The organism is Serratia sp. 14-2641 (assembly GCF_001692375.1).
Lineage (GTDB): Bacteria > Pseudomonadota > Gammaproteobacteria > Enterobacterales > Enterobacteriaceae > Chania > Chania fonticola_C.
This window is the reverse complement of sequence record NZ_LXKR01000077.1, coordinates 49070-69139: the sequence shown is the minus strand read 5'-3', so window position 1 is coordinate 69139 and position 20070 is coordinate 49070. Positions and strand designations below refer to the sequence as shown.

17 protein-coding genes are annotated in these 20070 nt (G+C 55.8%); 9 read left to right on the top strand and 8 right to left on the bottom strand.

Annotated features, from left to right (window positions below):
• The first annotated feature begins 102 nt into the window (after positions 1-102).
• The 4 genes from A6U95_RS23850 (at position 103) to A6U95_RS23835 (ending at position 2264) form a co-directional block, all read left to right on the top strand.
• Positions 103-528: a hypothetical protein gene (locus A6U95_RS23850; protein WP_024484425.1), complete on the top strand. Its 426-nt coding sequence runs from the start codon at positions 103-105 to the stop codon at positions 526-528.
• Positions 529-533: 5 nt separating this feature from the next.
• Complete coding sequence (locus tag A6U95_RS23845; protein ID WP_024528421.1) at positions 534-749, top strand: hypothetical protein; 216 nt, start codon at positions 534-536, stop codon at positions 747-749.
• A 148-nt stretch (positions 750-897) separates the two neighbouring features.
• Positions 898-1803: an SPFH domain-containing protein gene (locus tag A6U95_RS23840; RefSeq protein ID WP_021180096.1), complete on the top strand. Its 906-nt coding sequence runs from the start codon at positions 898-900 to the stop codon at positions 1801-1803.
• Positions 1804-1805: 2 nt separating this feature from the next.
• Positions 1806-2264, top strand: a complete 459-nt coding sequence (locus tag A6U95_RS23835) for an NfeD family protein (protein ID WP_065686299.1) — start codon at positions 1806-1808, stop codon at positions 2262-2264.
• Here A6U95_RS23835 and cueR read toward each other — a convergent pair.
• Entirely contained in the window at positions 2261-2662 is a 402-nt protein-coding gene (gene cueR / locus A6U95_RS23830) for a Cu(I)-responsive transcriptional regulator (RefSeq protein WP_065686298.1), read from the bottom strand. The two genes, A6U95_RS23835 and cueR, sit on opposite strands and share 4 nt — an antisense overlap.
• A gap of 100 nt (positions 2663-2762) precedes the next feature.
• Here cueR and copA point away from each other — a divergent pair, with 100 nt between their 5' ends.
• From copA to ybaK, 3 genes are all read left to right on the top strand, one after another.
• Positions 2763-5477, top strand: a complete 2715-nt coding sequence (gene copA, locus A6U95_RS23825; RefSeq protein WP_065686297.1) for a copper-exporting P-type ATPase CopA — start codon at positions 2763-2765, stop codon at positions 5475-5477.
• Between the two features lie 149 nt (positions 5478-5626).
• On the top strand, positions 5627-6430 hold the full coding sequence (locus A6U95_RS23820; protein ID WP_065686296.1) for a TraB/GumN family protein: 804 nt from the start codon (positions 5627-5629) through the stop codon (positions 6428-6430).
• Positions 6431-6651: 221 nt separating this feature from the next.
• Positions 6652-7131 (top strand): Cys-tRNA(Pro)/Cys-tRNA(Cys) deacylase YbaK, encoded by a 480-nt coding sequence (gene ybaK, locus A6U95_RS23815; protein ID WP_065686295.1) that lies wholly within the window; start codon positions 6652-6654, stop codon positions 7129-7131.
• A 42-nt stretch (positions 7132-7173) separates the two neighbouring features.
• Here the strand turns inward: ybaK and ushA are convergent, their stop codons facing one another.
• Positions 7174-8826, bottom strand: a complete 1653-nt coding sequence (ushA, locus tag A6U95_RS23810) for a bifunctional UDP-sugar hydrolase/5'-nucleotidase UshA (RefSeq protein WP_024528414.1) — start codon at positions 8824-8826, stop codon at positions 7174-7176.
• Between the two features lie 251 nt (positions 8827-9077).
• On the opposite strand from ushA, the gene A6U95_RS23805 reads away from it, so the two are divergent.
• Entirely contained in the window at positions 9078-10298 is a 1221-nt protein-coding gene (locus A6U95_RS23805) for an MFS transporter (RefSeq protein ID WP_065686294.1), read from the top strand.
• Positions 10299-10523: 225 nt separating this feature from the next.
• Positions 10524-12215, top strand: coding sequence for a YbaL family putative K(+) efflux transporter (gene ybaL / locus A6U95_RS23800; protein WP_065686293.1), 1692 nt, complete (start codon positions 10524-10526; stop codon positions 12213-12215).
• Positions 12216-12268: 53 nt separating this feature from the next.
• On the opposite strand, the gene A6U95_RS23795 is transcribed toward ybaL, so the two are convergent.
• The 6 genes from A6U95_RS23795 to htpG form a co-directional block, all read right to left on the bottom strand.
• Positions 12269-13573: an inosine/guanosine kinase gene (locus A6U95_RS23795; RefSeq protein WP_024528411.1), complete on the bottom strand. Its 1305-nt coding sequence runs from the start codon at positions 13571-13573 to the stop codon at positions 12269-12271.
• 111 nt (positions 13574-13684) lie between these two features.
• Positions 13685-14647, bottom strand: a complete 963-nt coding sequence (gene hemH / locus A6U95_RS23790) for a ferrochelatase (protein WP_065686292.1) — start codon at positions 14645-14647, stop codon at positions 13685-13687.
• Positions 14648-14774: 127 nt separating this feature from the next.
• Complete coding sequence (locus tag A6U95_RS23785) at positions 14775-15923, bottom strand: glycerate kinase (RefSeq protein ID WP_065686291.1); 1149 nt, start codon at positions 15921-15923, stop codon at positions 14775-14777.
• 135 nt (positions 15924-16058) lie between these two features.
• Positions 16059-17192 carry a sugar diacid recognition domain-containing protein gene (locus tag A6U95_RS23780; protein WP_065686290.1) on the bottom strand — a complete coding sequence of 378 codons (1134 nt, stop codon included), beginning with the start codon at positions 17190-17192 and terminating at the stop codon, positions 16059-16061.
• A 112-nt stretch (positions 17193-17304) separates the two neighbouring features.
• Positions 17305-17949, bottom strand: a complete 645-nt coding sequence (gene adk / locus A6U95_RS23775) for an adenylate kinase (RefSeq protein WP_024528407.1) — start codon at positions 17947-17949, stop codon at positions 17305-17307.
• 247 nt (positions 17950-18196) lie between these two features.
• A complete protein-coding gene (htpG, locus tag A6U95_RS23770) occupies positions 18197-20062 on the bottom strand; it encodes a molecular chaperone HtpG (RefSeq protein ID WP_065686289.1) in 1866 nt (621 codons plus the stop codon).
• Positions 20063-20070: the final 8 nt, after the last annotated feature.

Below are 20070 nucleotides of genomic sequence, written 5' to 3'. Positions count from 1 at the left end.
GGCTAAAAACCGCTTTATTTAGTAGCTAATAGCTTCTAAAAAAATGCATAAATAAACACAGGAACACTCCGGTGCCATCCTGACTAACTCGAAGAACTAAAAATGATGATTAGGACACTGTCTACCGTGGTGATTGCCATCTTGCTGGCTGGCTGCACTTCTACGGCATCGCGCATGGCTGAATGTGAAGCACAGGGCGTTTCCAAAGATACCTGCTATCTGGCCGAACAAAACCGTCAGACCGCCATTTACGCTGCGGCAGAGAAGCAGGCGTTGGAAAATGCGGCAAAACAGTACGCGCAATCGGCAAAGAGCAAGACACTGCAGGCACGTATTGCCGGGATAGACATCAAGATCTCGCCGGATATCAAACAGGGCTACATTGAGCAAACGGCAGCCGCGTTGACCGAAGAAAACCAGTATGCACAGGTTTATCAGAAAGGTGTTTACACCGCCATCTGGTACCGGCAGAAACACAAGATTGTGTTGCTGCGTGATGGCCAAATCGTCGGCAGCGCCAAAGGATAGCTCTCTTGAAAAAATCCCAAACCGACAGATTCAAACATTTGCCCGAGATGCAGCAATTCGTTTGTCTTAAAGCGCTTCAACATATCGAGCAGACCGATCTGCAGTCCGGCGTGATCGGCATGGCGGTCAGCGTGTTGCTGACCGACGGCCACACCGTGACGCTGAGCAAATTCGACGCGGATCCTGAAGAAGTCTCCATTATCACTTCATGGCAACGTTAAGCCAGCTTGGTAAACCCGGTTAAAACGGCCCATTCACGGCGACATGCTGGCGTTTTCTGCAAAAAATGGCCTTACATTGGTGATACATTAGGCATTCCCCCTGTCGCTGGCGTAATATCTAGCAATATGTCTGACAGGAGGTTGTGCCATGTTTACCATTATTCCGATCGTGATCGTTGTCGCGTTGATTATCGTCTTCTCGAGCATCAAAATTGTCCCGCAGGGCTTCCAATGGACGGTAGAGCGCTTCGGCCGTTATACCAAAACGCTGATGCCGGGTTTAAACCTGGTAGTACCTTTTATGGATCGTATTGGCCGCAAGATCAATATGATGGAGCAGGTGCTGGATATCCCTTCCCAGGAAATTATCTCGCGCGATAACGCCAACGTGTCAATCGATGCCGTCTGCTTTATCCAGGTGGTCGATCCGGCCCGTGCCGCCTATGAGGTCAGTAACCTCGAGCAGGCGATCGTTAACCTGACCATGACCAACTTCCGTACCGTGCTCGGCTCCATGGAGCTCGACGAAATGCTGTCACAGCGCGATAGTATCAACAGCCGCCTGCTGCATATCGTCGATGAGGCCACCAACCCTTGGGGCGTCAAAATTACCCGTATCGAAATCCGTGACGTTCGTCCACCGGCCGAACTGATTGTGGCGATGAACGCCCAGATGAAGGCCGAACGAACCAAGCGTGCCGACATTCTGGAAGCGGAAGGGGTACGTCAAGCCGCGATCCTGCGCGCCGAAGGGGATAAGCAATCACAGATCCTGAAAGCCGAAGGCGAACGCCAGTCGGCGTTCTTGCAGGCAGAAGCGCGTGAACGTGCCGCCGAAGCAGAAGCACGGGCAACCCAGTTGGTATCTGACGCCATCGCCACCGGTAATATCCAGGCGATTAACTACTTCGTAGCCCAGAAATACACCGACGCATTGCAGAAGATTGGCTCGGCCAATAACAGCAAAGTGATCATGATGCCGCTGGATGCCAGCAGCCTGCTGGGCTCTATCGGCGGTATTACCGAATTGCTGAAAGACAGCAAAGGTAAGTAATTATGCTGGAACAGATCGCAGCAAACCCACAATGGTTCTGGATCTCGTTAGGCGGGCTGCTGTTAGCCGCGGAAATGCTCGGTGCCAGCGGCTATCTGCTGTGGAGCGGCGTTTCTGCGGTGATTGTCGGGGTAATTATCTGGCTGCTGCCGGAGTTGAGTTGGGAGTGGCAGGGTTCCCTGTTTGCCGTGATGACCATCGCCGTGGCCTATCTATGGTGGTACTGGCTGCGCAAGCGGCCAACGACAACCAGCGGTTCCCCGGTGCTCAACCAGCGTAACCGTCAACTGATCGGCACCCGTGCCACGCTGACCGAGGCGATGCATAACGGCCATGGCCGCATTAATATCGCCGACAGCAGCTGGCGCGCGCAAGCCAACGAGGATCTGCCGATCGGCACCGAAGTTGAAGTGGTGGCGGTCGAAGGCACCACCTTGGTGATCCGCGCCATTACGCGCTAGCCTTTGTGGCAGCAGCCTGCCAGATTATTAATGATCGGGCAGTCTGCGCCTTCATCGCCAGGGCATTGATCCGCCAGCGCCAGCAGCCGTTGGCGCATTTCCCCCAGTTCGCTGATGTGCTTTTCGATATCGGCGACTTTCTGCAGCGTGCGGGCTTTGACATCGGCACTGTGCCGCGCCGGATCGTTGAACAACGCGACCAGTTCACGGCACTCGTCAAGGTTGAATCCCACCTGGCGAGCCTGGCGCAATAACGTCAGTTCTTCAATATGCCTGGCGCTGTAGCTGCGGTAGCCGTTGTCCGTACGGATCGGGGCGGTCACCAATCCTTTCTCTTCATAAAAACGGATGGCTTTACTGGTCAAACCGGTTTTTTTGGCAACGTCGCTGATATTCACTTTATCTCCCTTGACCTTACCCTTGCTGGAAGGTTTAAGATCATTCTCAATGAAAAGAACCTAGGCGGTCAACCGCCATTATTTTGCGAGGAAAACCATCATGTCACAAACTACCGTGCTGGCGTTGCAGGGACTCTCCTGCATGAACTGCGCGCAAAAGGTGAAAAAAGCCTTGGAAAGTCGCGCAGATGTCGAACAGGCCAACGTCAACGTTCACTACGCTAAAATCACCGGCGCAGCCCCGGCTGCCGAGCTGATTGACAGCGTCGTTGCCGCGGGCTTCCAGGCAGAAGTCGCCCATCAGGCAGACACCGAGTTACAACTTTCCGGCCTCTCCTGCATGCATTGCGTGGGCAGCACCCGTAAAGCGCTGGAAGCGGTGCCGGGCGTGATCGCCGCCGATGTTACCATTGAGGGTGCCAAAGTCTATGGCGATGCCACACCAGAGCAGCTCATCGCTGCGGTCGAGGATGCGGGCTATCACGCCAGCCAGGCGGGAGCCAATAGCCACCCAAAAACTGAGCCGCTGACTGAATCTGCACCAACCTTGCCGGAACCCCAGGCAGCGGCCCCCTCTTCCCTTCCGGCAATCAAGACTGACGACGACAGCATCCAGCTGTTGCTCAACGGTATGACCTGTGCCAGCTGCGTCAATAAAGTTCAGACGGCATTACAGAACGTCCCCGGTGTTGAGTTGGCGCGGGTAAACCTGGCGGAGCGCAGCGCCCTGATCACCGGGAAGGCCACACCGCAGGCGTTGGTCGCTGCGGTGGAAAAAGCGGGCTATGGCGCCGAGATGATCCAGGACGAAACCAAACGTCGTGAACGCCAACAGCAAACCGCGCAGGCTAATATGAAACGCTTTCGCTGGCAGGCCGCATTAGGCTTGGCAGTGGGCGTACCGTTGATGGCCTGGGGCGTGTTTGGCGGCAGTATGTCACTGACGCCAGAAACCCAGAGGCCGTGGCTGATAGTCGGCATCATTACCCTGGCAGTAATGGTGTTTGCCGGTGGCCACTTCTACCGCAATGCCTGGCGATCGTTGATGAACGGCAGTGCCACCATGGATACGCTGGTCGCCTTGGGGACCGGTGCCGCCTGGCTGTATTCCATCAGCGTCAACCTGTGGCCAGACTTCTTCCCGATGGAGGCACGGCATCTGTATTACGAAGCCAGTGCGATGATCATCGGCCTGATCAACCTTGGTCATGCCATGGAGCAGCGCGCGCGGCAGCGTTCTTCCCAGGCGCTGGAACGGCTACTGGATCTCACTCCGCCAACCGCCAGGCTGGTCACCGAACAGGGGGAGCAAAGTATCCCGCTGGCAGAAGTGCAATTAGGCATGACGTTGCGCCTGACGACTGGCGATCGCATCCCGGTTGACGGCGAAATCGTGCAGGGCGAAGTGTGGATCGATGAAGCCATGCTGACCGGCGAAGCGTTGCCGCAGCAAAAAGGCGTCGGCGATACGGTGCATGCCGGTACGGTGGTAGACGACGGCAGCGTGCTGTTTCGCGCGGCCGCCATAGGCACTCAAACCACGCTGGCACGTATTATCAAGCTGGTGCGCCAGGCGCAAAGCAGCAAACCGGAAATCGGTAAGCTGGCAGACCGCATCTCGGCGGTATTTGTGCCCACCGTGGTCGCCATCGCTCTGTTCAGCGCCGCTATCTGGTACTTCTTTGGCCCACAACCGCAGTTGGTCTACACGCTGGTGATCGCCACCACGGTGCTGATTATTGCCTGCCCATGCGCTTTGGGGCTGGCAACGCCGATGTCAATTATCTCTGGCGTTGGCCGGGCCGCGGAGTTTGGCGTGCTGGTGCGTGACGCCGATGCGCTGCAGCAGGCCAGCAATCTCGATACGCTGGTGTTCGATAAAACCGGTACGCTAACGGAAGGCCAGCCGCGCGTGGTGGAAATCATCACCTTTAACCAGGTGGATGAGCAGCAGGCCTTACGTTGGGCCGCCGCGCTGGAACAAGGGGCTAACCACCCACTGGCGCGCGCCATCGTCGAACAGGCTAAAGGGCAGACATTGCCTACTGTAGAGCAGTTCCGGACGTTGCGCGGCTCCGGCGTCAGCGGTGAGGTTGAAGGTGTGCAGCTGTTGCTGGGTAACGCCAAGCTGTTGCAAGAGAATCAGATCGCGACCGATGAGCTCACGCAGCAGATACAGCAACAGGCTGAACGCGGTATCACGCCGGTGCTGCTGGCTGCCAATGGCAAGCCTGCCGCGCTGATCGCCATCCGCGATCCGTTACGCAGTGACAGCGTGAGCGCACTACAGCGCCTGCATCAACAAGGTTATCAACTGGTGATGTTAACGGGCGATAACCCGGTGACGGCCAACGCGATTGCCAAAGAGGCCGGTATTGACCGCGTGATTGCTGGCGTGTTGCCCGATGGTAAGGCCGAAGCGATCAAACAGTTGCAGGCACTTGGCCACCGGGTCGCGATGGTTGGTGACGGCATCAATGACGCCCCCGCGCTGGCTCAGGCCGATGTCGGGATCGCCATGGGCGGCGGCAGTGATATCGCCATTGAAACCGCGGCGATCACCCTGATGCGTCACAGCCTGAACGGCGTGGCGGACGCGCTGGCCTTGTCGAAGGCAACGCTGCGTAATATGAAGCAGAACCTGCTCGGGGCATTTATCTATAACGCACTTGGCATTCCCATTGCCGCCGGTGTGCTGTACCCGCTGACAGGTACCCTGCTCAGCCCAGTAGTCGCTGGCGCAGCTATGGCTCTCTCCTCCATTACCGTGGTCAGCAACGCCAACCGATTACTGCGTTTTAAACCCAAGCAGTAACCCTCCACCGGGGCGCAACCCATCGCGCTCCGGCCTTTTGAGATAATTCCCCTGCCCTCGGGCTTTATTGTCAGCCACTTAGCGTTTAGCATGGGGAAAAGCCAGCAGCCATCCTGCACGCTGGTGGAAAGGATCAGGAGCCACGCTGTATGGGTCAACTGTTACGCCGCATTGCTACCTTTCTCGGTATTATTTCCCCGCAGAGCTACACCTACCCGGCCCTGGACATCAGGCTTACGGGAAATCGCCAACTGCATTTGGTCGGCAGCATTCATATGGGCACCGTCGATATGTCGCCCCTGCCTGCCCGGTTAGCAGCACGCCTGCGCCAGGCCGATGCGTTAATTGTTGAGGCCGATATCACCGGTTCCTCTTCGCCATTTGGCCACGCTGAGCCGCAACTCGAACTTGAACAACGCCTTGGTAATGAAGAATTCCAAAGGTTGCAGGTGCTATGCCAGGAGTTAGGGGCGGATGTTGAGAGCTTCTCTGCCCTTCCTGGCTGGCAGGTTGCGCTGATGATGCAAGCGCGGCAGGCACAGCGGCTGGGTTTACGCGCCGAATACGGGATTGATTACCAGCTATTGCAAGCCGCTAAAGTGCAGCAGATGCCAGTGATCGAACTGGAAGGAGCCGAGGAACAGCTGAGCATGCTGGAACAACTGCCAGAAGGCGGTATGGCCCTGCTGCACGATACGTTAGAGCACTGGCACACCAACGCCCGTTTGCTGCAAACCATGGTGAGCTGGTGGCTGGACGCCAAGCCGCACGCCACGTTGGAAACGCTGCCCTCCACCTTCAGTGCCGAGTTGTACGATGTATTGATGCACCGCCGCAATCGCCACTGGCAGCAAAAGCTGGAAGCGTTACCGCCGGGAAACTATGTGGTGGCGGTCGGTGCTTTGCATCTGTATGGCGAAAACAATTTACCGGCCATGCTGCAGGCACGATAAAAAAGTGGCCAATATCGCTATTGGCCAGTCAAAGAGGAATTTTTCATATTTTAGTTATACGCATTGTAACCGTGTTAACGATTACAATAGACAGGGTAGCAACCTGACGAACCTATTGGCAACTGCCTTTCATCCTCCTTGGCACAGGTTGCTCATTCGGCTCCATTTTTATCGTTTCGTTGCCACCGATGACAACGTCCCACAGTTTTGGAAAAGAGATTATGACACCCGCAGTGGTTCTGCTTGAAAAACAAAAGGTGGCCTTCACCCTCCACGCGTATCACCACGATAGCGAAGAAACCAACTTTGGCGACGAGGTGGTAAAAAAGCTGGGGCTGAACGCCGAACAGGTCTACAAAACGCTGTTGGTGTCCCTCAATGGCGATGCGAAAAATCTGGCCGTAGCGGTCACGCCGGTCTCGACCCAGTTGGATTTGAAGAAGGTGGCGAAAGCGCTAGGGGCCAAGAAAGCCGAAATGGCCGATCCGACAGTCGCTCAACGTGTGACGGGTTATCTGGTTGGCGGGATCAGCCCACTCGGGCAAAAGAAACGCTTGCCCACGGTGATCGACAGCCCAGCGCAACAGTTTGCCACCATTTTCGTTTCCGGCGGCAAACGCGGGTTGGATATTGAATTGGCGGCTAGCGATCTGTGCCGCTTGCTGTCCGGCACCTTCGCCGAGATCGCCAAGCGGGACTGAAAAAGTAGGCCGTTAGCTTCCTCTGCAACGGCCTATGTCACCTTACTTGTAAACGATCTCGCCTTTAGGCTCGTACGCCGCCGCATCCAGCGGTGAGTGCTTCTCGATATACTGCTTGAGCACTTCCGCATCGATAAAGCCGGTATTGACGTAGCTTGGCAGGGTATCGATCTTCGGATAACCGTCGCCGCCCAGGGCGTTGAAGTTCAGCGTCGCCATACGATAGGTCTTGTCTGCCTGTAAAGGTTCACCCTTGATCTTGACGTCGCTAACGCCTTTGCCGTCCGCCACCAAGCTGACGTTGGCGAACTGCGCATAGGCACCGGAATCCACCTTCATATTGGCTACCGCTGCCAGATACGGCTCAACCTCGCTGCCTTTCATATCGACATACACCAGCGTGTTGCCAAACGGCTGCACCTTGAGCACGTTTTTATAGGTGATATCACCAGCCTCGATCGAGTCACGCACACCACCACCGCTCATCACGGCGAAGTCTGCGTTGGCGCGTTCCATCTGCGCGGCTAGCAGCACGCGCGAAAGGTTGGTCTGCACGAAGCGGACTTTACTGCGATCCCCTTCCAGTTTGCCGTTGACGCTGCCCACTTTCACTTCCAACTGGGCCTTGCCCTTGTCCTGGAACGGCGTCAGCAGCTTCATCATCGACGGATCTTCCTGGATCTGCTGGGTGTAATAGACCCGCTCGCTGGTGCCGTCGGCTTTCTCTACCTTTTTCTTCAGGTTGATCGGGATCAGCTGGTAATGCATCAATTTCAGTTCGCCGTTGCGGAACTGGAAGTCGGCACGACCAACGTATTTACCCCATTCGTGAGCCTGGACGATCCAGGTCCCGTTTTGGCGATCTGGCGAGCAAGGCGTGCCCGGTACATAATCCACCTGTTTGTGGTTTTCACTCGCCATACAGACCGGATCTTGCGAATGCCCACCGACAATCATATCCAGATAGCCCGCAGGCAGGCTACGTGCCATCTCTACGTCCCCCGGCGCGTTGGAGCCATGGTTACCATCGTCGTAGTGGCCCATGTGGGTGGCAGCGATAATCACGTCCGGCTTTTCATCTTTGCGCAACTGCTCCACCACCTGCTTGGCTTCTTGCGCCGGGACACGGAATTCGATATCGGTAAAGTATTCCGGGTTGCCGATTTTTGCGGTGTCATCGGTGGTCAGGCCGATCACCGCAATCTTCACCCCTTGCTTTTCAAACAGGGCATAAGGCTTGAACAGGCGTTGCTGGGTGCTTTTTTGATAAATGTTGGCGGACAGTAGCGGGAAAGAAGCCCACTTCTCCTGCTGGCGCAACACGCTGAGCGGGTTGTCGAATTCGTGGTTGCCGATCGCCATCGCGTCGTAGCCGATCAGCGTCATGCCACGGAAGTCGGGTTCTGCATCCTGCAAATCCGACTCTGGCACGCCGGTGTTGATGTCCCCACCGGACAGCAGCAGCACGCTGCCGCCTTTCGCCGCCACTTCCTGACGGATACTGTCCACCAGCGTCTTTTGCGCCCCTAGGCCGTACTCGCCATGATCGTTCTGCCAGAAATGGCCGTGATGATCGTTGGTGTGCAGGATGGTGATATCGTAGGTTTTATCCTTTTCCCAGGCACTGACCGTTCCTGAAAACAACGTCAGGGAAACAGCCAACGCACATGCGGTGGTGTGAAGCGAAAAGCGCATGGCAGATCTCCATTGTTAATAATGGGTATTTTTTGATGAGGACGAAATTGTAACGCGAATCGGCTGCAACTAATTTCAAATTTTTGCGACATACGTCAAATTATGTCGGAAAGGCACGGCCGGTCAGAATTTGATCGGCGCTCCCGATAGCACATAATGATCGAGAGAGAATCAGCTACCCCGTTGTCGGACGAAAGATGAACGTTATAAGATGTCGGCTCTCTCCTCTCACTTACCAGGCTAATAATAATATGACTGACCGTAGTGAAACGGATATTCCACCGGTAACCAGCAGCGCGGCCAAAGGCACAGCGTTCTCTATTCTCGGTGCTATCAGCGTTTCTCACCTGCTCAACGATATGATGCAATCGCTGATCGTGGCGATTTACCCGATTTTGCAAGCCGATTTTAGCCTCAGCTTTGTGCAGATCGGGATGATCACCCTGACCTATCAGCTCACCGCATCGCTGCTACAACCGCTGATTGGTTATTATACAGACAAGCACCCGCAGCCTTATTCGCTACCCATCGGCATGGGATTCACCCTGTCGGGCTTACTGCTGCTTTCGGTGGCCAACACCTTCCCTCTGGTGCTGCTGGCGGCCGCGTTGGTGGGCACCGGTTCCTCGGTATTCCATCCTGAGTCATCCCGCGTTGCTCGCATGGCATCCGGTGGACGGCACGGTTTGGCCCAGTCGCTGTTCCAGGTGGGGGGCAACTTCGGCAGTTCACTCGGCCCGCTGTTGGCCGCGCTGATTATCGCCCCCTACGGCAAGGGAAATATCGCCTGGTTCTCACTGGCTGCGCTGCTGGCCATTGTGGTCCTGTTGCAAGTCAGTAAATGGTATCAGCAGCAACATCGGGCAGCCCAAGGCAAGCCAAAAACCGCTTCCCTGGTCAAACCGCTGCCAAAACGTACCGTCGTGTTCTCCTTAAGCATCCTGCTGGTGCTGATATTCTCCAAATACTTCTACTTGGCGAGTATTAGCAGCTATTACACCTTTTATCTCATACATAAGTTCGGCGTTTCGATACAGAATGCCCAATTCCATTTGTTTGCCTTCCTGTTTGCCGTGGCAGCAGGAACCATCATTGGCGGGCCTTTGGGAGATAAGTTCGGGCGTAAATATGTAATTTGGGGTTCTATCCTGGGCGCTGCCCCATTTACCCTGGCTTTACCCCATGCTTCTCTCTACTGGACCGGGATTTTGACGGTGATCATCGGGGTTATTCTGGCCTCGGCCTTCTCGGCCATTCTGGTGTATGCGCAAGAGCTGATCCCCGGCAAAGTGGGGATGGTTTCCGGGCTATTCTTCGGTTTTGCTTTCGGTATGGGCGGGTTAGGCGCGGCAGTTCTTGGTTATGTCGCCGATTTGACCAGTATCGAGCTGGTTTATCAAATCTGTGCATTCCTGCCGCTTATCGGCATTATCACCGCATTGCTACCAAATATGGAGCATAACCAGCATTAACCCTGACATCACCCCGGTTTAGCGCAGAAGTTAAACCGGGTTATCTACTCCGAAACCCCATTTAATCCGGTCAATTACACCATAATTCCCCTTCCTTCTGCCATAATAGACGAATAGTCTGGTTTTTTACACAAAACCCTAAATTAGCTAAGCAATGAAAGCACAAATGCAATAAACTAAATGTATCCTTTCGTAACATCCGTGAGCACAACCAGAGGAGTATGGATGCATAATTCAACACCCTTGATCACCACTATTGTTGGAGGGTTAGTACTCGCCTTCCTCTTCGGAATGCTGGCAAACCGCCTGCGCATCTCCCCATTGGTAGGGTATCTGGCCGCAGGCGTACTTGCCGGCCCGTTTACCCCCGGTTTCGTCGCTGATACCTCGTTGGCGCCGGAACTCGCGGAGATTGGGGTGATCCTGCTGATGTTCGGTGTTGGTCTCCATTTCTCGCTTAAAGATCTCCTCGCAGTAAAAAATATCGCTATCCCAGGGGCCATTGCCCAAATCGCCGTCGCGACGGTGTTGGGGATGGGGCTGTCCAAACTGATGGGCTGGGATTTGGTTTCCGGCCTGGTGTTCGGCCTGTGTCTGTCCACCGCCAGTACCGTGGTACTGCTGCGCGCCCTGGAAGAACGGCAACTGATCGACAGCCAACGTGGGCAGATCGCCATCGGCTGGCTGATTGTCGAAGATTTGGCCATGGTGTTGGCCCTGGTGCTGCTGCCGGCGTTTGCCAATATGCTCAACAGCGATACCGCCAGCACCACGCAACTGCTCACCGAGTTGGCCATCACCATTGGCAAGGTTATCGCCTTTATCGCGCTGATGATTATCGTCGGCCGCCGTGTGGTGCCATGGATCCTGGCAAAAACCGCCAGTACCGGCTCGCGCGAGCTGTTTACGCTGGCGGTATTGGCACTGGCGCTGGGTATTGCCTACGGCGCTGTCGGCCTGTTTGACGTCTCATTTGCCCTGGGTGCCTTCTTTGCCGGTATGGTGCTGAACGAATCGGAACTGAGCCACCGCGCAGCGCACGATACGCTGCCGCTGCGTGACGCCTTTGCGGTGCTGTTCTTTGTCTCGGTCGGTATGCTGTTCGACCCGATGATCCTGATCAACCAACCGCTGGCGGTGTTGGCAACGCTGGCGATTATCCTGTTTGGTAAATCGGTGGCAGCCTTCGCACTGGTCAAAATGTTCGGTCACTCCAAGCGTACCGCGCTAACCATTTCCGCCAGCCTGGCGCAGATTGGTGAGTTCGCCTTTATCCTGGCCGGATTGGGGGTCACGCTGGGCATGATGGATCAGCATGGCCGCAATCTGGTGCTGGCCGGAGCGATCCTGTCAATCATGCTCAACCCGCTGCTGTTTACCTTGCTGGAGCGCTATCTGGCCAAGACGGAAACCATCGAGGATCAGATCCTGGAAGAAGCGGTGGAGGAAGAGAAGCAGATCCCGGTCGATATCTGCAATCACGCCGTCGTCGTGGGTTATGGTCGGGTTGGTAGCCTGCTTGGGGCCAAGCTGAGCGAAGAGGGCGTCTCGATGGTGGTGATAGAAAACTCCCGCCCCCGAGTAGAAGCGCTGCGCGCTCAAGGGATCAAAGCGGTGTTAGGCAATGCAGCCAATCCTGAGATCATGGAACTGGCGCGGCTCGACTGCGCACGCTGGTTGCTGCTGACCATTCCCAACGGTTATGAAGCCGGTGAGATCGTGGCCTCGGCCCGCACCAAGCGCCCTACTCTGGAGATTATCGCCCGCGCTCATTACGACGACGAGGTTTCGTATATTTCCGACCGGGGTGCCGATCAGGTGGTGATGGGTGAACGTGAGATCGCCAACAGCATGTTGAATATCCTCAAGCTGGATACGCTGTCGGACGAAGAAAAGCTGGCCGCCTGCCCAATCTGAAGCCATTAAGCCGGTAAGAGCGCTAAAACCGCGCTCTTACCGGTTGTTGTTGGTTACCGTTCCCAGTAAGACTCTTCCAGACTGTCTTCCCGCTCCGGCAGCCCACGGGTCAAACGTGGCGAGTGCTGGTTAAGCACCTGATAGCTAACGCGGTTGGCATATTTGCAAACCTGCGCCAATGAAGAATAGGTCAGGTAGCTACGTACATGCTTGCTGGAGTTTGGCACGTTGTTACGGTGATAGCCGTTAGCGGCGATATCATGCAGCAGCGCAGACAACGCACCGTCGCCCGCACCGTTGGTATTCATGATCTTTTCCGGGCCGCCCATATACGGGGCGATATGCGAATAGACCTTGAGCGCGTTTTCGCAGCTTGCACGGCGCATCGCACGGCTGAATTCGAAGCGGTTAAACTCGGCGATATGGCCCGGCAACAGCGGATGCTGAGTTTCACGCTTGTTGGCCTCTTCGGTGTAGCCTGCCATGTACAGACCGTTTGGCCCAGCGGTACACAGCACCAAATCTACCCAGTCCAATGCCATCTCTGAGGCCATCAGCGGATCGCTCAACCCAGTGAGTTCCAGCGCCTCATCTTCATTCATCGCCAGAATGGAAACATGTTCCCTGAGAAAATCACGCCACCACACCGGGTTATCCGCAATGACATACTTGGTGCCCAGCGTCAGCACCACCGGTACATCATGCTTTTTGGCAAACGCGATCGCCTGCATGGTGGCTTCCGGCATTGGCTCACCGGGTTTGCAACGCACCAGGTAGGAGGTCAGTACCAACGCGGCAGCCCCTGCGATCACTTCTTCAGGAATGCTTTCCGGGCGTAGCTGGTTCATCTGCCCCGGGCTGATGGCAAAGGTGCGCTCGCCGCTCTCGCTAATCAGCGTAAAGCAGCGGCCAATGGCCCCATCCACCGCTTGCAGGTAGTTGAGATCGGTACGGCTGGAGGTGTTGCACAGATAGCGATAGGCATAGCTGCCAATTTTGACGTTGCTGCACATCACGCCGAGCAGCACGGAACGATCGTCCGCCAGTACCGAGTAGTTGTGCAGGGTGTTACCGATGGTGCCACCGGCAAATTGATGAGTGATCAGGTTGTTGTCGCTCAGTTCCTGATACAGCGCCTCGGCAACGTCGTCTTCAATGACCAGCGAATGGCCCAGGCTAAGGCCGTAGCGTTCAACAAACGCATCATCCACTTTAGCTTCGATATCTACCAGCGTCTGATCGATACCGACGACATAAGAGGTACTGACTTCATTTTCAGGCTGTGTCTGCTGCAATAACGGATCGCGAGCGTTGACCGGAAAATAATGTTTGGATTTACGTTTACCAGGAAATTTCATGTGATTGGCGGTGAGTTGCGGTGAACAGGCAGGAATGTTAGCACATTCCCGCCTGATTGCTGCGCTTTCACGTGAGCATTTTGCTAGCCGAGCGGTGAAAAGCCGGCTTGATTACAGCCGTTGACCCACCAGCTGTTGCATCATATCGATATGGGCGGCGTCATCATTAAGTGCCGGGATGTATTCAAACTTCTCGCCCCCCGCCTCAAGGAAGATTTCGCGGTTCTGCTCTTTGATCTCCTCCAGCGTTTCCAGGCAATCTGCAGAAAAACCGGGGCAGATCAGTTGGATATGCTTCACCCCTTGCGCTGGCAGGCTCTTCAGGGTTTCGTCGGTGTACGGCGTCAGCCAAGGCTCCCGGCCAAAACGCGATTGATAGGTCATCATCACCCGATCTGGGGACAGAGGTATGGCCGCCGCCAACGCGCGGTAGGTATCTTCGCAACGTTGCGGGTAATCATCACCCAGAGTGGCGTAGCGTTTGGGAATACCGTGGAACGACATCACCAGGCGATCGGGCTTACCGTGTTCAGCGAACGACCGCTCAACGCTTTGCTGCAAAGCCAGGATATACGCTGGGTGCTCGGCATAGTCACGGATAAAGCCAATCGATGGCAGGCGGCGATAGCCTTTCAGCACCCGCGCCACACCATCCCAGACTGCGGCGCTGGTCGAACACGAGTATTGCGGATACAACGGCAACACCACCAGATTGGTCACGCCCTGCGCCAATAGGCTGTCGATCGCCTGTGCCAGGCTGGGTGAACCGTAGCTCATGCCCAGTTCTACCGGGGTATTTGGCATACGCGCCGCCAGCTCCCGCTGTTGGCGGCGGCTATAGACCAGCAACGGTGAGCCTTCTTCCATCCAGACGGATTGATAAAGCTTTGCCACACGCGGTGAACGGATCGGCAGAATGATGCCGTTAAGAATTGGCCACCAGATCAGCGGGGCAGTATCGACCACCCGGTTGTCACTGAGAAATTCTTTCAGATAGCGTTTTACCGCCTGCGGAGTAGGTGCCTCTGGCGTACCCAGATTCACCAGCAATACCCCGTGTTTCTCTTGTTTCATTCCGATCCCCTTGTCCTTCCCGGCAAATACCCTGTTATTTCTCAGCGTATTAACAGCCACTCATGCGGCCTATTGTAACGGAAAAGCGCCGGACCGGAACCTATATCAATAACAGGTAGAACGGGGGTTATTTTTGCGCCAGTTGCCAGACGGCGGCTACGTTACGCGCCGTGACTTCCAGGTTATGGGCCGCGTCCGCCAGCGCCTCTGGCAGCGTCACGATGCGGTCGATCACCGAGAAAGCGGCGTCGATGCCGTGTTGATGCACCACCTGATAGTCTTTTGACAGGCTACCGGCAATGGCAATCACCGGTAATTGGTGGCGCTTGGCTACCCGCGCAACGCCGATCGGGGTTTTGCCGTGGATCGACTGGCTGTCGAGCCGCCCTTCACCCGTGATCACCAGGTCAGCATTACGTACCGCATCTTCCAGATGCAGCGTTTCGATCACGATTTCGATGCCTGGCCGCAGCTCAGCGGCCAGAAAACCGATCAATGCCGCCCCCATGCCCCCTGCCGCGCCCGAGCCGGGCACCTGCAATACCTTGCGCCCGGTGCTCTGCTCCAGGAGCGTGCCGTAATGATGCAGCGCCTTGTCCAGTTGCTGCACCTTCTCCGGCGTAGCCCCTTTCTGTGGGCCGAAGATTGCTGAAGCCCCGTGATCGCCACACAGCGGGTTATCCACATCACAGGCTACCGTAATCTTCACCTGCTGCAGGCGGGGATCCAATTGTCTGAGATCGATATGCGCCAGTTGCGCCAACGCCGCGCCACCGGGCCTTAATTCTTGATTATGATGGTCGAGTAGCTTAGCGCCCAGCGCCTGCATCATGCCCGCCCCGCCATCGTTGGTTGCGCTGCCGCCGATCCCCAAAATGATCGAGTCTACACCTTGTTGCAGTGCCGCCAGGATCAGCTCACCGGTGCCAAAGCTGGTGGTCACTAATGGATCGCGTTCGTCACCCGCCACCAGATGCAGCCCGGACGCGGCCGCCATTTCGATAACTGCGGTTTTCCCTTCCCCCAACAGACCATAAAATGCAGCAGTAGGTTTGCCCTGCGGCCCGCTCACCTGCACATTGATGATTTCCCCACCGGTGGCGGCCACCATCGCATCGACGGTGCCCTCGCCTCCGTCCGCCATGGGCAGCAACACATAGTGCGCCTGCGGATAGATTTGCCGGAAACCACGCTCGATCGCTTCTGCGACACCCTGAGCACTCAGGCTCTCTTTAAAGGAGTCGGGGGCAATTACCACTTTCTGTAGGGTGTTCATCGACAGTGCCTTAATCTTCAGAGGATGCCACTGCATCGGTTAGTGAATACCATACCCTGCCGACAACGGAAATTCTTTAGCGATAGACACAAACAAAAGGGTAAAAAATAACGTTATTTTGTGCATTCACACAATTCAATCCTGCATCAACATACCGATATACAGTTGCAAGACGTCCGCCAATTGATTGATCTTCAGGCCAGTCGTTTTTTCTACGCGCTGTAGGCGGTAACGCAGGGTGTTAACGTGAATATGCAGCTGTGCCGCAGTCTTGGTTTGGTCACAATTCTGATTGAAATAGTGGCGCAGCGTGTTTCTCAGCATCCCTTTCTCATCCTGGACGCTCAATTGCTGCCAGGGCCGGGATAGCTCCTGCGCTCGCCAATCCTCCCCCAAATCACACAACAGAGAGGGCAGCGGGTAGTCATCATAAAATAGCGTATGCTGGGGCAACTTAAGGCGGTGCGCCATGGTTTGCACTGCACGCGCGGTCTGAATGGAGCGGTAGACGCCCTCATCACCACTGTAAAAGCCCCCGACGATCAACCGCAGGCCAAAGCGTTGCTGGATCTCATGCTGGAGTTGCTGGGCCAGCTTGCGCTCCTGCTGCACGTCCCACACGCCCTGTCTCATACAGGCTGGGCGCAAGAGCACCAGTTCATTAAAGCTGGTCATGGTGATAAGCGCCTCACGCTGGGTGATCTCCAGCTCTGCCAGCAAGCCTCTCAGTGCCTGCGGCTGCGGCTCATACAGCTCAAGCAGCCAGACAATGCGTGGCTGTTGCAGATCCAGTTCTAAATAGGCCGCCATCGCCTCGCGCGAACCGGGTTCACTGTGCCCTTGCAGCAGTTGATTGGCCAGCTCTTCCCGGTAACGCTTCTCCCACTGATGTTGATCGAGCATCGCGGCCTGTTCCACCATCAGCTCCGCCGCCATTTTCACCAGTTCACCATAGGCTCGCACCTGAGCCGGATCGCCGGAAACCCCTATCGCGCCGACCAGTTGATTGCGGAAACTGAATGGCAGATTGATGCCGGGTTGCACCCCCTTCAGATGCTGTGCCGTGGCCTCATCAATCTCCACCACCCGGTTTTCGGTCAGAGCCAATACCGCCCCTTCGTGGCGCTGATACAGACGCGAGGCGTTGCCGGAAGCAATAATGACGCCGTTGCTGTCCATCACGTTGACCGAATGGTGAATGATGCTCATCGCGCGTTGCACGATCTGACGCGCGGTCGCTTCTTGCAAAAAATTTGTCTGCCTGGGCATGCGGCTTTTCCTGTCGGGCGAAACGGTAGCACTGATAACCTAGCATGAAGCGGCAAAAAAAAACGCCGGGCAGCAACAGCAAGCCCAGCGTTTTCTACAGCCTTGACACCGATTAGCCCAGAATGGTCGCCAGCTCAGCGCTCACTTCCGTCACCTTACGGGTGCCATCGATCTTGTGGTAGGACGTATTACCCGCCTCGGCTTCTTTATGGTAGTAAGACACCAGCGGTGCGGTCATCTGATGGTATTCCACCAGGCGCTTACGCACGGTCTCTTCCTGATCGTCTTTACGGGTGGTCAGCTCTTCGCCAGTGGCGTCATCTTTCCCTTCCACCTTCGGCGGATTGAATTTGATGTGGTACACGCGGCCAGATGGCGCATGCACGCGGCGGCCAACGATACGATCGACGATCAGTTCGTCCGGTACGTCGAACTCCAGCACGTAATCCACTTTAATGCCGGCTTCTTTCATCGCATCGGCCTGTGGAATGGTGCGTGGGAAACCGTCCAGCAGGAAACCGTTACGGCAGTCTTCCTGGGTAATACGCTCTTTGACCAGCGCAATAACCAGCTCATCGGTCACCAGCTTGCCGGCGTCCATGATTTCTTTCGCCTTTTTGCCCAGCTCAGAACCGGCCTTAACGGCTGCGCGCAACATATCGCCCGTGGAGATTTGCGGAATGCCGTATTTCTCCATGATGAATTGAGCCTGAGTGCCTTTACCAGCGCCTGGAGCGCCCAGCAGAATGATACGCATTGCGTAAATCCCCTTGCTATGTATTTCCCTTCATTCTTCGGGCCGCGGCCGGAAGTCTATCGGGTTTGAGTTTTTATTAAATTTCGAAAACACTCAACCTTACCATTTCTGAGGGGGGTGGCTCAAGGTAGCGAGAGGAAATCGGTTGCGGAAAGATCGGGCTGAAACGAGGCAAGCAGCGAGAAAATTTAACCGGAATAGAAGAGATTACGCCCCAAACTCTAAGGTCTGGGGCGTATTTTGCTGATTAAGCGGACAACAGCTTATTCATGCGGCGGATAAACTGGTTTGGATCTTCCAGCGTCCCACGCTCGGCCAGCAGGGCCTGATCCAACAGCAGATCGATCCATTCGGCAAATTGTTCGTTATCGCCCACATCGGATGCGCGTTTGACCAACGCATGCTCTGGGTTCAGCTCGAAGATATACTTCACTTCCGGCGCAGCTTGCCCCGCAGCGGCAAACAGTTTGGCCATCTGGGTGCTCATCTCGTCGGCATCGGTGGTGACGATGGCCGGGGTATCAGTCAGACGATGCGTCAGACGCACGTCCTTCACTCGCTCACCCAACAGCGTCTTGACCCGCTCGATAAACGGCTCCAGCTGCTTCTCGGCTTCTTTCTGCTCTTCGGTTTCATCCGCCAGTTTATCCAGCGCTTCATCCGCTTTGCTGACCGACTGGAACACCTTACCGTCAAACTCGGTCAGGTAGCTCATCATCCACTCATCGATACGGTCAGACAGCAGCAGGACTTCGATGCCTTTCTTGCGGAACAGCTCCAGGTGCGGGCTGCTCTTGGCGGCGGCATAACTGTCGGCAGTGATGTAGTAAATCTTGTCCTGGCCTTCGGTCATGCGGCTGACGTACTCTTCCAGCGAGACGGTTTGCGCCGAGCTGTCATTGTGCGTAGAAGCAAAGCGCAGCAGTTTGGCGATGGCCTCTTTGTTGCCGCCGTCCTCCGCTGGCCCTTCTTTCAGTACCATACCGAACTGCTGCCAGAACTTCTGGTAGGCTTCCGCATCGTCTTTCGCCAGCTTGTCCAGCATCTGCAACACACGTTTGGTCAGCGCGCCACGCAGGTTCTGGGTAACACGGCTGTCCTGCAGGATTTCACGCGAAACGTTCAGCGGCAGATCGTTGGAATCGATCAGGCCACGCACAAAGCGCAGGTAGTTCGGCATGAACTGCTCGGCGTCATCCATGATAAACACGCGCTGAACGTACAGCTTCAGGCCGTGTTTGTGATCGCGATTCCACATATCCCACGGCGCCTGGGCCGGGATGTACAGCAGGCTGGTGTACTCCTGCTTACCTTCCACCCGGTTGTGGCTCCAGCTCAGCGGATCGGTAAAGTCATGGGCAATATGCTTGTAGAACTCTTTGTACTCTTCTTCGGTCACGTCGGCTTTGCTGCGAGTCCACAACGCTTGCGCCTTGTTGATTTTCTCCCAGGTGACGGTGCCGTCTTCTTCATTCTTGGTTTCGATCTCTACCGGCAGCGCAATGTGATCGGAATATTTGCCAATCACCGAGCGCAGACGCCAGCCGTCGAGGTATTCGTCTTCGCCTTCACGCAGGTGCAGGGTAATTTCGCTGCCGCGATCGGCCTTGTCGATATCGGCGATGGTGTAATCACCTTCACCGGCAGACTCCCAGTACACCCCTTGATCTTCCGCAGCACCAGCCGCGCGGGTACGTACGGTGACTTTGTCCGCCACGATGAACGCTGAGTAGAAGCCCACGCCGAACTGACCGATCAGTTGGCTGTCTTTAGCCTGGTCTGAGCCGATAGACTCCAGGAAGGCCTTGGTACCAGATTTGGCAATCGTCCCCAGGTTTTCGATCACTTCTTCGCGGCTCATACCGATGCCGTTATCGGCAATCGTCAGGGTGCGCTTCTCTTTGTCGAAAGACAGACGCACGCGTAGTTCACCATCACCTTCATACAGCTCAGGCTTGGAAAGCGCGCGGAAACGCAGCTTGTCTGCCGCATCGGAGGCGTTGGAGATCAGCTCACGCAGGAAGATTTCTTTATTGGAGTACAGCGAATGGATCATCAAATGAAGCAGTTGTTTGACTTCAGACTGGAACCCACGGGTTTCTTGACCTTTCATACTCATTG